The organism is uncultured Sneathiella sp. (genome assembly GCF_963973085.1).
Classification (GTDB): Bacteria; Pseudomonadota; Alphaproteobacteria; order Sneathiellales; family Sneathiellaceae; genus Sneathiella.
In genome coordinates this window covers 220,127-232,367 of the sequence record NZ_CAXAXA010000004.1, presented here as the reverse complement: position 1 = coordinate 232,367, position 12,241 = coordinate 220,127, and the positions used below count along the sequence as shown (strand labels likewise).

General features: G+C 50.3%; 13 protein-coding genes and 1 tRNA gene. 5 read left to right on the top strand and 9 right to left on the bottom strand.

The features are described from left to right. Positions 1-23 precede the first annotated feature (23 nt). From proB to rplU, 4 genes are all read right to left on the bottom strand, one after another. Positions 24-1,148 carry a glutamate 5-kinase gene (proB, locus tag AACZ19_RS11830; RefSeq protein ID WP_339634161.1) on the bottom strand — a complete coding sequence of 375 codons (1,125 nt, stop codon included), beginning with the start codon at positions 1,146-1,148 and terminating at the stop codon, positions 24-26. Continuing rightward, entirely contained in the window at positions 1,136-2,200 is a 1,065-nt protein-coding gene (gene obgE, locus AACZ19_RS11825; protein ID WP_339634160.1) for a GTPase ObgE, read from the bottom strand. The genes proB and obgE overlap by 13 nt, the downstream gene beginning before the upstream one ends. Positions 2,201-2,317: 117 nt before the next feature. Beyond that, positions 2,318-2,575 (bottom strand): 50S ribosomal protein L27, encoded by a 258-nt coding sequence (gene rpmA, locus AACZ19_RS11820; RefSeq protein ID WP_288904789.1) that lies wholly within the window; start codon positions 2,573-2,575, stop codon positions 2,318-2,320. 5 nt (positions 2,576-2,580) lie between these two features. Next, positions 2,581-3,120 (bottom strand): 50S ribosomal protein L21, encoded by a 540-nt coding sequence (gene rplU, locus AACZ19_RS11815; RefSeq protein ID WP_339634156.1) that lies wholly within the window; start codon positions 3,118-3,120, stop codon positions 2,581-2,583. 241 nt (positions 3,121-3,361) lie between these two features. On the opposite strand from rplU, the gene AACZ19_RS11810 reads away from it, so the two are divergent. After that, positions 3,362-3,451 (top strand) — tRNA-Ser (locus AACZ19_RS11810). Positions 3,452-3,877: 426 nt separating this feature from the next. Next, the gene (locus AACZ19_RS11805) at positions 3,878-4,672 is read left to right on the top strand and encodes a hypothetical protein (RefSeq protein ID WP_339634155.1); all 795 of its coding nucleotides are present in this window, start codon (positions 3,878-3,880) and stop codon (positions 4,670-4,672) included. Positions 4,673-5,180: 508 nt separating this feature from the next. Here AACZ19_RS11805 and AACZ19_RS11800 read toward each other — a convergent pair. From AACZ19_RS11800 to AACZ19_RS11790, 3 genes are all read right to left on the bottom strand, one after another. Next, on the bottom strand, positions 5,181-5,552 hold the full coding sequence (locus AACZ19_RS11800; RefSeq protein WP_339634154.1) for a hypothetical protein: 372 nt from the start codon (positions 5,550-5,552) through the stop codon (positions 5,181-5,183). Positions 5,553-5,715: 163 nt separating this feature from the next. Continuing rightward, the gene (locus tag AACZ19_RS11795) at positions 5,716-6,507 is read right to left on the bottom strand and encodes a DMT family transporter (RefSeq protein ID WP_339634580.1); all 792 of its coding nucleotides are present in this window, start codon (positions 6,505-6,507) and stop codon (positions 5,716-5,718) included. Positions 6,508-6,739: 232 nt separating this feature from the next. Then, on the bottom strand, positions 6,740-7,600 hold the full coding sequence (locus tag AACZ19_RS11790) for a DMT family transporter (RefSeq protein WP_339634153.1): 861 nt from the start codon (positions 7,598-7,600) through the stop codon (positions 6,740-6,742). A 245-nt stretch (positions 7,601-7,845) separates the two neighbouring features. On the opposite strand from AACZ19_RS11790, the gene AACZ19_RS11785 reads away from it, so the two are divergent. Genes AACZ19_RS11785 through AACZ19_RS11775 form a run of 3 tightly spaced genes read left to right on the top strand, consistent with a single transcriptional unit; the run spans position 7,846 to position 10,383 of the window. Beyond that, positions 7,846-9,240, top strand: a complete 1,395-nt coding sequence (locus AACZ19_RS11785; RefSeq protein ID WP_339634152.1) for a cytochrome ubiquinol oxidase subunit I — start codon at positions 7,846-7,848, stop codon at positions 9,238-9,240. A gap of 21 nt (positions 9,241-9,261) precedes the next feature. After that, positions 9,262-10,272 (top strand): cytochrome d ubiquinol oxidase subunit II, encoded by a 1,011-nt coding sequence (gene cydB / locus AACZ19_RS11780; RefSeq protein WP_339634151.1) that lies wholly within the window; start codon positions 9,262-9,264, stop codon positions 10,270-10,272. Beyond that, positions 10,273-10,383, top strand: coding sequence for a DUF2474 family protein (locus AACZ19_RS11775; protein WP_339634148.1), 111 nt, complete (start codon positions 10,273-10,275; stop codon positions 10,381-10,383). On the opposite strand, the gene AACZ19_RS11770 is transcribed toward AACZ19_RS11775, so the two are convergent. Continuing rightward, positions 10,380-11,177, bottom strand: coding sequence for a PhnD/SsuA/transferrin family substrate-binding protein (locus tag AACZ19_RS11770; protein ID WP_339634146.1), 798 nt, complete (start codon positions 11,175-11,177; stop codon positions 10,380-10,382). The two genes, AACZ19_RS11775 and AACZ19_RS11770, sit on opposite strands and share 4 nt — an antisense overlap. A gap of 21 nt (positions 11,178-11,198) precedes the next feature. Continuing rightward, the gene (locus AACZ19_RS11765) at positions 11,199-12,011 is read right to left on the bottom strand and encodes a fatty acid desaturase (RefSeq protein ID WP_339634144.1); all 813 of its coding nucleotides are present in this window, start codon (positions 12,009-12,011) and stop codon (positions 11,199-11,201) included. Positions 12,012-12,241 lie beyond the last annotated feature (230 nt).

Here is a 12,241-nt window from a genome sequence, read left to right as displayed (position 1 = left end):
TAAGAGTTTCCCCGTTCCTGGGATTAGTTTAACGCAAGTTCGTCACGATGGATCATTTCATTGCGGCCAGAATAGCCGAGAATCTCTTCGATCTCACCACTTTTATGGCCTATGATGCATTCAGCGTCTTCTGATGAATAGGCGACAAGTCCACGGCCAAGGTCCTGTCCCTCACAGTTCGTAACCATTACGAGGTCGCCCCGCTCGAATGGCCCTTCAACTTTTATAACACCCGCCGGCAATAGGCTCTTGCCGGAGTTCAGGGCTTTTTCTGCTCCCTTGTCAATAACGAGCCGGCCTCGGGCTGAAAGGCTTGCCGCAATCCATTTTTTGCGCGCCTTGCGCGGCGTGTCATAGGCAATGAAGCAGGTGCTGTTAGCGCCGTCTTCAAGCGCCTGCAGCGGATGTGGGATCGTGCCGCTGGCGATAAACATGTTGCAGCCTGCGGCCATCGCAATCTGCGCCGCCTTGAGCTTGGTTTCCATCCCCCCGCGGCCGACATCGGTTTTCGTCTTTCCTGCCATTGCGAGGATATCGTCATGTAATTCGGATACTTCGCGAATGAGTTTGGCTTCCGCGCCGCTTTTCGGATCTGCCGTGTACAGCCCGTCAACGTCACTTAATAGGATCAGGCAGTCTGCTGAAATCATCTGGGCAACCCGTGCAGCGAGACGGTCGTTGTCGCCATAGCGAATTTCGATTGTGGCGACAGTATCATTTTCGTTTACGACCGGTAACGCGCCAAGAGAGAGCAGAGTGGTTATTGTGCTGCGCGCGTTGAGATAACGGCGACGTTCTTCGGTATCCCCGGGAGTGAGCAAAATCTGTGCAACCGGTATATTCTCAAGCGCGAGAATTTCCTGATAGGCGTGCGCAAGCTGGATCTGTCCGGTGGCCGCCGCGGCCTGGCTCTCTTCAAGTCGCAGAGGCGCGTTCTTCAATCCCAGTATATTGCGCCCCAATGCAATGGAACCGCTCGAGACCACGAGGACCTCCTGCCCGCGTCGGCGCATTTTTGCAATGTCCTGACTTAAAGCAATAAGCCAGTCTCGTCGTAATCGGCCGTTCTTACTGTCGACAAGCAGGGACGAGCCAATTTTGATAACGACACGCTTTGCGTCTGTGAATCTGCTGATCAGGGTTGCCATGTGGACGGTTCTTCCCCGGCAAGTGATTGTTCTTCAGCCTCCTGCACAGCCTTTTCGGCTGCTTTGCTATCGTCGACAATTTTCAAAAGCGCAAAGAGCAATGGCTCGACATTCTCTCCTATTACGGCCGAAATTGCATGCACAGGCTTTTTTGAGATGCTCTTGAGCGACTTCACCTTCGTTTCCAGTTCATCGTCTGTTACAGAGTCCATCTTGTTCAGTGCGATAATTTCTTCCTTGTTGGCAAGGCCATCGTCATAAGCGGCGAGTTCGTTGCGGATTGTACTGTATGACTCGACGACATCCTCTGCCGTCGCATCAATCAGATGCAGAAGGACCCGGCAGCGCTCCACATGCCCCAGAAAACGATGCCCTAGGCCAACCCCCTCGGATGCTCCTTCGATCAGGCCGGGGATATCGGCAAGAACAAACTCCCGCGATCCGACCGCAACAACTCCAAGCTGCGGCACAAGGGTTGTAAAGGGATAATCGGCAATCTTTGGCTTTGCCCGGCTGGTGACGCTCAGGAAGGTGGACTTGCCGGCATTTGGCAGGCCGACTAGCCCGACATCGGCAATCAGTTTCAGGCGCAGCCAGATCCAGCGTTCTTCACCCGGCCAGCCGGGCTCAATCTTTCGCGGCGCGCGGTTTGTTGATGTTTTGAATGCCGCATTGCCGCGCCCGCCATCTCCGCCCTTGCAAAGCGTGATTCTTTGACCAACTTCAGTAAGGTCTGCAATAAGAGTCTCATTGTCTTCCTCAAGAATCTGGGTGCCGACCGGAACCTTCATAACAATGTCGTTAGCCGCCGCGCCACTGCGGTCGCGACCCATGCCATGCCCACCGCTTTTGGCTTTGAAATGCTGCTGGTAGCGGTAATCGATCAAGGTGTTCAGCCCGTCAACACATTCAATAACGACTGAGCCGCCGCGCCCGCCGTCGCCGCCATTAGGACCTCCGAACTCTACAAATTTTTCCCGCCGGAAACTCAGCGCCCCGGGGCCGCCATTACCGGAACGAAGATATACCTTGGCCTGATCGAGGAACTTCATTTCTCTACTGCCTGTGTCCTAATATAGCGGAGCACCGTCCGTCACATGATTCAAATAAAAAAGGGGAATGGCTTGACCATTCCCCTTCATAAATCCTTTAACCGTTGGAGGCGGGCGTTAAGCCTGCTGCTCCACGGATACATAGATCTTTCCGCCACTTTTCTTGGTAAATTTAACATTACCATCGGTAACGGCGAAGATGGTGTGATCCTTGCCTATGCCAACATTCTCACCCGGGTACCATTTGGTGCCGCGCTGGCGCAGAATGATATTTCCCGGGATTACTTTTTCGCCACCATATTTCTTGATGCCGAGGCGGCGACCGGCTGAGTCGCGACCGTTGCGGGATGAACCGCCAGCTTTCTTATGTGCCATTTAGCTTACTCCTCGGTTTTCTTGGCGGCGGCCTTCTTCGGCGCCACTTTCTTTGCTGTTTCTTTCTTCGGCGCGGCGGCCTTCTTCGGCGCTGCTTTCTTTGGGGCAGCTTTCTTTGGGGCAGCTTTCTTAGGGGCAGCTTTCTTTGGTGCGTCCTCTGCCTTTTCCGTTTTTACAGCGGTTTCGGCTTTGGGCTCCGCCACCTTTTTTGGCGCGGCCTTCTTTGCGCCCTTCGCTGCGATGTCCGTTATCCGGAGAACCGTGAGATCCTGGCGGTGTCCTGCTTTGCGGCGATAGTTCTGGCGGCGCTTTTTCTTGAAAACAACAATCTTGTCAGCCCGCGCCTGTTCCAGAAGAGTGGCGGAGACGATTGCGCCTTCAACGAGCGGAGCACCTAAAGATAGAGCCCCGTCATCGCCTGAGATAGCCAGAACCTGATCCAGCTGCACATTATCGCCAGCTTCGCCAGCGAGGCGCTCTACCTTGATGACATCATCTTTGGCGACTTTATATTGCTTGCCGCCGGTTTTGATCACTGCAAACATGGCTGATCCGTTTCGAACATAATTAATAGGCCGCAAAGACCGTTTTCTTAGCGCACCGTGATTGAAGGCCGCAATATATCTATGGTCCGGGTGAAGTCAACATGATTCAGGTGTTGTTTCAAAGTTTTTGCCTGATTCTACGCTTGCGCCGTCATAACCCATGCGTTACAAGCCTGTTCCCTGTAATGAAGACTATTTTTAGCGCAGTTTAAAGCGACTCAAAAAAAGTTTTTATCAGTGCGGTCGGTTGGCAGAGTGGTTGAATGCGCCGGTCTCGAAAACCGGTAAGGGTGCAAGCCCTTCGAGAGTTCGAATCTCTCACCGACCGCCATCTACGCGAGCTATGCCGATAAATATATAAAATTAATTGGTGTTTGCGCTGCCGGAATGAGCTCTCAAGCGGGGTCGGCCGGTTTGTTTATGCGAACGCAGTTCTGGTCGCAATTTCATGGGTTTCGACTAATTCTATTATTATATATGGTGCTAAATTTTTTCCGACAGTTTGACATTGGCACCTTAAACTGACACCAATTAGTTTCCCCATGTCCATGCATGTCATGCGAGAACATACAGGGTTGACCCGCCGCTTTAGCTTTGGAAATAAAGCAGCGGGGCTGGGGATAGTAGTCATTACCTGGTGCCTGTCCTGGCTACTATCCCCAATTTCAACAAGGCTAAAACCTTCCTCATCACGATGCCGTTAAATCCGACTTGCACTATACTTTTTCACCTAACCAACCAACCAAAGAGGTTAAAAATGAAAAAGTTTGAATTCACGACAGATTTATGCCGATCCGGTCACCTCGTTGACATGATGCGTCCCATTGTAAAGGCGATGAACCGGAGCGGTTTTAAGTACAGTATCAGATACGATATGGATGGATGGGCGCGCGCTCGCGCTGCGATGGATCCTAACCATACCGTTGTGATGCCGACATTTGATCCTGCTGTGTGCGACCAATCGGATAGCTATTGGATTGAGGCGACGAACAGAGAAAATGAAGTCTGTGCTGTTATTGCAGCGCGGCGATTTGATACGGATGACTTTGTCGAGCTTATGCGAACAGGCCATGTATGGGCTGACAATCCTGCGCATCATCGGTTGCAGCTTTGCCTGCCGCCGAGTTTTGCGATGCGTGGCGCCATATTGTATCGCGGAGGGTTGTGTGTTCGAAAGGATCATCGTAAATCCGGCCTTTCCTGGGCGTTGCCGCGCCTGGTTGCGCTTATATCAATTGACCAGGGCATTGACTTCATAGTCTCCCATAATCTGGCGGATCTTCATGGCAATGGGTTTACGTTCCGCGTATACGGACATGCCGGATCCGAGCTTTGTTTTGACGGAACGGAATATTTCCCTCCCACGGGCGACAAACGGAAAGCTTTCTTCGTCTGGACCGACTTGCGCTCCTCCCTCAAAAATGCCAGCCGGGATAACGACGTCCTGGTAACAGGCGGCGACAAGCAACTCTGTGATCTTGCCTTTCTCGCGCAACGGCCAAATCAAGTGAGTGTACCGCCGAGAGTCGAGGCTGCTTTTAGTCACCATTGATAAACGGGGAAGACCAGAAATATGCGGGAAGGTATATGCTGACGTAATGGCGTCTCTTGATAGCTGGTCTTCCCAATCTCCAAGGACCAGTCCATTGTAATTTGTGTAATTATGCATCTGTGTTCGCGAATCGTATTCAAGTACTTTGAACGCGAAGGCATTTTCATGATTAACATCAATACGATGAAACAGTATTTCCGGGAAACGGTTTCTGAATATTTCGATTGACGGTATATTGCTCGCGACGCTCAGTTCATCGCTCGTGTACAAATAACCAATAAGGTTATCGACGTCCTCACATAGAGAACTCGCGCTTTCAAGCGTAACCTGTGTTTCCTCAATGGAATATTCTTGGTTCGCCCAGATGCTTGTCTGAATTTCTTGTGGTTGATACACTATCGATAAAGCCCGTTTTACTAGTTCAACGGTATGTTGAATTAAGTATAAGCATTTATCAAGGTTAAATATGCTCAAAATTGCGCATATTTGAAAAAAACATCAAAAAATTTCAAGATACCTGTAGTTTGTAGCTCGCACGGGCAATGTCGGGTGCAATAGCTTTGGCAAAAGAGTCGAATTCACGCCACAAATTTTCGGTTGGCTGAAAAACTTTCCGACGCTGATCCTTGCTATCAGTTATAGAACTCAAAAAGCCTTCATTTTCCATAATTCCTACTTGCGCGGCAATTGTATTTCGTGCCCTGCCGGTAACATGCGCAAGGCCGCTGACATCTATTGATTTTCCCACGATAGATGCCTCTATTACAAAAAGCGCTATCTCCCATTGGACGTCATTTTCAAATGCAGAGTGCGTGCGCCTCCTCGATCGGATCGAAAGTAACAAAGTACTGAGCGCATGGCGAGTATTTGGTTTTTTCATTACAGTACTCTCCAAATTCAATGGGGGCGCTTTTATCCTAAGACATAGCTGGCCATTTTAGGTAGAAAGTGCCAACAAGTCTAAAACTATGTAGAGTTCTGGTTACTGGCTCACAACAAGTCTATTCAGTCATTCATATAATGAATGAGTAATTCCTATACCGCTATATACGCCTGCTTTCACGTAAGGTGTTGTATGTGGTCGCCGCTACGATCATGCCGCCGCCAATCCAAACATAGATACCAGGAACTTCTCCAAAGGCGAAGTAGGCAATAATGGAAATCCAGATCAAACGGGAGAATTCGACCGGAAGGACAACCTGCGCCTCTCCGAACTTTAGGGCATTCGCCATGGCAAATTGTCCGAGGCCCCCTAAAAGCCCAATGATAACCAACCAGACGTAGTCATAAAGGGTTGGCGCGGTCCAGACAAAAAGTGCGGGTACCAGTACAATGGGCGCCATGGTCAAGGACATATAGGTGGTGATTGTTGCTGCGGATTCCGTCTTGCCAAGGTCTTTTATAATGATCATGCAGACGGCCCAACCAAATGCAGCTGCCAGAGTTATGATGCTTTCTATCCCGACATCGGCAAATCCGGGGCGGACAATGACGAGCATTCCCGCAAAGCCAATAAAGATTGCCGTCCATCTCTTGAGCCCGACTTTTTCTCCAAAAAAGAAGACGGCCAGTACAATTGTAAACAGCGTCGCGGAAAATCCAAGCGCCGTTACGCGGGCCAGCGGTCCGATAGCGAGCGCATAGAAAAACCCCATCATGCATCCGGCATTAATAACACCGCGCAAGATATGCATGGGCAGACGGCTCGTTCTCAAAATTCCGTAACCGTGCCTGAAGAAAAAGGGAAGGATGGCAAGGAGACCAAATATGAGACGAAAAAAAGCTATTTCGAAGGGATGGAGGTTTTCAGATACGTGGCGAACGGAACCATGCATGCCGGACATTGCAAGGGTGTACACAATCATCCAGAATATTCCGGTCAGGTTGTTTTTGCGCAGCAGAGCGGCATTATTTTGAAGGTGTGATGACACAGACGGAAATCAGTGAGGAAACTTAGCGGGGAGCATCGGGATACTTTCAAAACTTGAAACGAATAACGCTTTACGCACCATAATAAAGGCTAAATGTGATCGGCGATAGGGGAGATCGTGGCCAAACGCCTTCAACTCATGCTTTTCTTGTAACGATGTAGACAGCGGCCAGTATAAAAGGAATAGCAATCCACGTATTGAGAGTTGGCTGTTCATGCAGAACAAAGATTCCCAACAAAGTGCCCAAAACCGGAACGACATAATTTACCTGTTGCAGTCTTCCGGCGCCGATACGGGGAATAAGGTAAAAATAAATGGCCGCAGCAAGAGCAGTCGGGCCAATTCCCAGATAGACAATGGCCAACAGCGAACTGGCCGAAGCTGTTTGTTCCTGCCAATTCGCGATACTGATTATGCCAATAACCACGGCACCGATAAGAACCGATGCTGCTGCCGTCTGCATCGGTTTTTCATGGGGAAAACGGCGGGAGAACAAAGCTGTAAAGGCATAGCAGAAGGCGGCGCCCAGCAATGCAATTTGGGCAAGGGTTTCATATCCCATATCCTCGAATGCGTTGGGCCCGACAAGGACGCCTATCCCACAAAAGCCGATCAGGGCGCCCACTATTTTCCGTCGTCCGAGAGTTTCTTCATGATGAACAAGTGGCGCTATGACAAGCGTAACGACGGGTGCGATCCCCATGATGAGGGCAGCAAGCCCGCTATCTACGCGCTGTTCAGCAAAGCTGATCAATAGAAACGGCAGCACATTCCCGGACAGACCGACGACCGTGGCAATCAGCCATGCGCGCCACCCCATTCTTAAGGACCCCTTACCAAGCAGCAGAATAAGGATAAGGAAGGCGGCGCCGATTCCCATGCGTCCTGCGACGACATCCACAGGGCTAACCGTTTCGACGGCAATGCCAATCGCCAGAAAGGAGCTTCCCCAAAGCCATGCAAGGCAAAGCCATATGGCGGTTTCTTTTGCGTTCACGACATTCCTTTTGGATATTGGCCAGTTGGGTCAGAAAGTTTGATATAGGCGATAGTGCATGTGCTTTAAGATAATTCAACGAAATAGGTAAAGATGACGAGCTGTGGGCTTAGGTAATTCAAATTTGGCTCATGCAAGGAGTTAGGAGCTTGAGCGGTGATTTGCCGCATGTCACTTAAAATACATGACATTCTAGCAGTGAATGCTAATCTAATGGGGGATGAATGGAGGCATTATAAGGCAGAATGTTTGATATCAGTGCATTAGATCTGGCCCGGATGCAGTTCGCTTTCACGGTGTCATTTCACATTATATTCCCGGCCTTTTCGATTGGCCTTGCCAGTTATCTCGCCGTTCTTGAGGGGCTCTGGCTCTGGAAGAAAGAAGACCGCTATATGGAGGTCTTCAATTACTGGAAAACCATATTTGCGGTCGGGTTCGGTATGGGCGTCGTCTCGGGCGTTGTGATGGCGTACCAGTTCGGCACAAACTGGTCCGTTTTTTCGGACAAAGCGGGGCCGGTAATCGGCCCGTTGATGGGGTATGAGGTTCTATCGGCATTCTTTCTTGAGGCAGGCTTTCTTGGGATTATGTTGTTCGGACAGAAACGCGTTGGTGCGAAACTTCACTTCACCGCGACATTAATGGTTGCCGCAGGAACGCTGTTCTCGGCCTTCTGGATTTTGTCGGTGAATTCATGGATGCAGACACCTGTTGGCCATGCGATGAATGCACAAGGCCAATTCATTCCTGATGACTGGATGGCGGTGATTTTCAATCCATCTTTCCCTTACCGTCTAGTGCATATGGTGCTGGCGGCCTATTTAACGACGGCCTTTGTTGTCGGCGCGGTTGGTGCCTATCATCTTTTGAAAGACAAAGCGAACGAGAACGCGCGGTTGATGTTTTCCATGGCATTGTGGATGGCCGCACTTGTTACTCCGTTGCAGATATTGGCCGGAGATCAGCACGGACTCAACACTCTGGAGCATCAGCCCGCAAAGATTGCGGCCATTGAAGGGCATTATGAAAATGTTACAGGCGCACCGCTAATTCTGTTTGGCATTCCTGACAACGAAAAAGCAGAGGTTCTGTATCCAATTTCTATACCGAGACTGGGCTCTTTGATCCTGACTCACAGCTGGGACGGGGAGTTGCAGGGTTTGGAATCGTTTCCAAAGGAAGACTGGCCCAATACATTTCTTGTTTTTTGGACATTCCGGATAATGGTCGGCATTGGATTTATTATGCTTTTCATTGGTTTTTGGAGCTTGCTGCGACGATATCAAGGTAGACTGTACGACGATCGCTGGCTGGCAAGAGCAGTTACCCTGGCAGGGCCCATCGGGTTTGTCGCTGTATTGTGTGGCTGGGTAACGACGGAGGCAGGGCGTCAGCCCTGGACCATTTATGGATTGCTGCGAACGTCTGAAAGTGCTTCGCCTCTTGTCGCTGCCGAGGTTGGCACAACATTGCTCGCCTTTATTGTCGTCTATTTCACTTTGTTCGGTGTGGGGGTTTATTACATGTTGCGGCTGATGGCAGTAACACCGGAGAAAACACCTGAGAAGATGGAAACACTGAAGCGTGCTACGGGTATGGTGAGCGCTTCATCTAATCTAGATGATCCAAAGACTTGATGCCGGGAAGGGAGGATAAAGATGGAAATTGACTTACCCCTCATCTGGGCCGCGTTGATTGCTTTTGCAATTCTCGCTTATGTGTCGCTGGATGGATTCGACCTTGGAATCGGAGCTCTTTTCCTGCTGGCGCCCGAAAAATCGGGCCATCGCGATATCATGATGAATTCCGTTGCTCCGATCTGGGATGGTAATGAGACGTGGCTTGTCCTGGGTGGCGGCGGTTTGCTGGCAGTATTTCCGCTGGCCTATGCCGTGGTTTTGCCAGCCTTGTACATACCGATAATTGCCATGTTATTGGGTTTAATCTTCCGCGGGGTTGCGTTTGAGTTCCGCTGGCGGGTGTCACGCAGAAATCGCGTATGGTGGGACTGGTCATTTGCTTTCGGTTCTTTACTCGCGGCGTTCGCTCAAGGTGTGAGCTTAGGGGCCCTGATACAGGGGATTGATATAGCTGATCGCAGCTATGCAGGCGGCCGTCTTGACTGGTTGACGCCCTTTTCCCTGCTGACCGGCGTCTCACTTATTTTTGGATACGCCCTTTTGGGTGCCACCTGGCTCGTCATGAAAACGGAGGGAGAGTTACAGGACATGGCGCGGAAATATGCGATGATTACCGGCTTGATAACTCTTGGACTTGTTGGTGTCGTCAGCATTGCGACACCGTTCCTTGATACGGAGTATCATTACCGCTGGTTTGAGGGGGCCAACCTTATTTACAGTGTTGTTGTCCCGTTCCTGATGGCGGCGTGTGCGGCCATTCTGTTTTATGGACTGAAACAGAAAAAGGATATCCGCCCTTTTTTCGCGGCGCATGGAATCTTCCTGCTCTGTTATATCGGCATTGGCATCAGCTTTTATCCGCGCATGATCCCGCCTGACCTGACCATCTGGCAAGCTGCAGCGCCCGACAAGAGTCTCGGCTTTTTGCTGATCGGTGCGGCTTTCCTTATCCCGATCATCCTTTGTTATACTGCCTACAGCTATTGGGTGTTTCGCGGAAAGGTCGGCGAAAATGAGGGATATCACTAAATGTCCCGGCGAATGCGGCAGTTACTCTGGTTTGTTGCCCTATGGGCGGCCGGTGTTCTGGCGCTTGGTGCTGTGGCAATGCTGATCCGTCTTGTCCTGATGCCGTCTTAACGGAGGCAGGCGCTCATTGTATCGCGGACCATATCAAACCTGCTTTTGATACACTGGTAATCCGCTATTGTTGTTGCTGCTAACCCGGTTAGCAACAAGGCTTCCCGCTTTGAGCTGGGCAGAGAGGCTATTGCCTCGATAACGGCATGGTGGATACGGTCAACCTCAGTCTTGGGGCGATGGAACGTAATATAGGGAAGGCCCGGCGTCGGAGTCGTCTGGCCGATGACGCGTAACGCTGCAACGTTGCGCTCATATCGCTTGGCGAGCTCCCATGAGACGGCGTCAATGGCGATGACATCGACCTTTCGCTCGGATAGCTGACGAATTGCATTGCGATGAGACATAACCCTCTCAAATCCGCCGATTTTATTTACCGAAATGCCGGAGGTGTGAAGATGGGAGAAAAATGCCGCCGCTCCAGACTGTGACAATGGATCGTTATAACCAAATGTAGCGCCGTTCAGGTCAGCGCAAGTTTCAATGTTGCTGTCGTTATGCACGGCGATAACGCTGAAATAGGAGCCTGCACCGCAATCGATATCATAGGCCGGGGTGCCGATAAGGGAAACCTCCGTTGAGAGCTGTTCCACATATGGCAGACCACATGTCTGCGCAATTAAAAGCTCCGGACTTCGCCAAAGGAGAAAAGGATCTTCAGGACGTGTCAGAAGTTGCGGCGAGGCGAACCCTTGATCGGCGAGGGCTTCGCGAAGGGCATTCCAATAGTCATTTGTCGCGTCGAGGATTTCCGGCCAATCATACATCGGAAGGAGCGCTATGGGATTTTTCATCAGATCAATCTGCGCCCGCTGTCAGCGAGGATCAAGAGGGAAGGCCACCGGTTCCTTGCGGGCAAAGGCATATTTTCGGATCACGTCAAGATAGCTTCTATAAAAATAACCTTGGTTCATCTCAAGGAAGCGGTTCTGGTGCAGGCGAAACAGGCTGGGTAACCGGTACCATGCAACGGAGGGAAAGGCATGGTGCACCGCATGGAGATTGTTATTCAGAAATAGATATCGCAACACCCCCTGATCACTAATCAGAACTGAGCGGGCCCGACGATCCGGATGCGCCTGATGCTCCAGAAACGTCCGGATCATCAGGAGAGACATACCAAAATAAGCTGAAATGAGGTAGACAAAAACGGGAAAAGAACCATAGAGCGATAGCGCGCCAAGGAAGATCACGCAAAGCAGGAGGTGGATGATCCAGACGTAGAAAATACGACGATCGCCGTTGAAAATCTTCTTCGTATCGGACGTCAGTAAGGTAAAAACACTGAGTGTCGGACCGATTAAAATCCGGCCGATCAAGGTATTGTTTATGCGCAATAATAGTCTTGTTACGCTGCCAAGCTGCTCCCATTTCGTTTTCACAACATACCAGCTTTCCGGATCCTCGATCGGGTCTGTAATGCGTGCATGTTGATGATGGGTCAGGTGGTTCTCCTTGAACCTCGGATAAGGCAGGAAAATTCCGACAGGAAAATAGATTAGAAGATCGTTGAGACGGCTGTCGGAGAATGGGTGACCATGAATGCATTCATGCTGTAACGAGGAATGGAACGCAATCACTGGTACAAGCAGGGTTGCAATCAGCCAGCTTGGCAAAATAGTTGGCACAAACAGAAGTATCCCCCATACCCCGTAGCACAAGACAGTTAATCCTAGAGTCCTGATTTCCTGTCGTTCTCGCAGCAACACTAAATGCCGTCCTTTTACGTTGAAGTTTTGTGGCAAAATTATGGCAGTAAAGGACGGGCATATACAATGCGACAGTTCGCGCATTTTTATGTTAATATAAAACTTAAGTTTAAATATATAAATTAATATGAGTTTTGATGTGAATACAC

Excerpts from the sequence above, each read along its gene's own strand:
- proB (WP_339634161.1), bottom strand. The coding sequence starts at position 1,148 with ATGGCAACCCTGATCAGCAGATTCACAGACGCAAAGCGTGTCGTTATC.
- AACZ19_RS11800 (WP_339634154.1), bottom strand. The coding sequence starts at position 5,552 with ATGAAAAAACCAAATACTCGCCATGCGCTCAGTACTTTGTTACTTTCG.
- AACZ19_RS11795 (WP_339634580.1), bottom strand. The coding sequence starts at position 6,507 with ATGCATGGTTCCGTTCGCCACGTATCTGAAAACCTCCATCCCTTCGAA.
- rplU (WP_339634156.1), bottom strand. The coding sequence starts at position 3,120 with ATGTTTGCAGTGATCAAAACCGGCGGCAAGCAATATAAAGTCGCCAAA.
- AACZ19_RS11775 (WP_339634148.1), top strand. The coding sequence starts at position 10,273 with ATGTCCCGGCGAATGCGGCAGTTACTCTGGTTTGTTGCCCTATGGGCG.
- rpmA (WP_288904789.1), bottom strand. The coding sequence starts at position 2,575 with ATGGCACATAAGAAAGCTGGCGGTTCATCCCGCAACGGTCGCGACTCA.
- AACZ19_RS11770 (WP_339634146.1), bottom strand. The coding sequence starts at position 11,177 with ATGAAAAATCCCATAGCGCTCCTTCCGATGTATGATTGGCCGGAAATC.
- cydB (WP_339634151.1), top strand. The coding sequence starts at position 9,262 with ATGGAAATTGACTTACCCCTCATCTGGGCCGCGTTGATTGCTTTTGCA.
- AACZ19_RS11785 (WP_339634152.1), top strand. The coding sequence starts at position 7,846 with ATGTTTGATATCAGTGCATTAGATCTGGCCCGGATGCAGTTCGCTTTC.
- obgE (WP_339634160.1), bottom strand. The coding sequence starts at position 2,200 with ATGAAGTTCCTCGATCAGGCCAAGGTATATCTTCGTTCCGGTAATGGC.
- AACZ19_RS11805 (WP_339634155.1), top strand. The coding sequence starts at position 3,878 with ATGAAAAAGTTTGAATTCACGACAGATTTATGCCGATCCGGTCACCTC.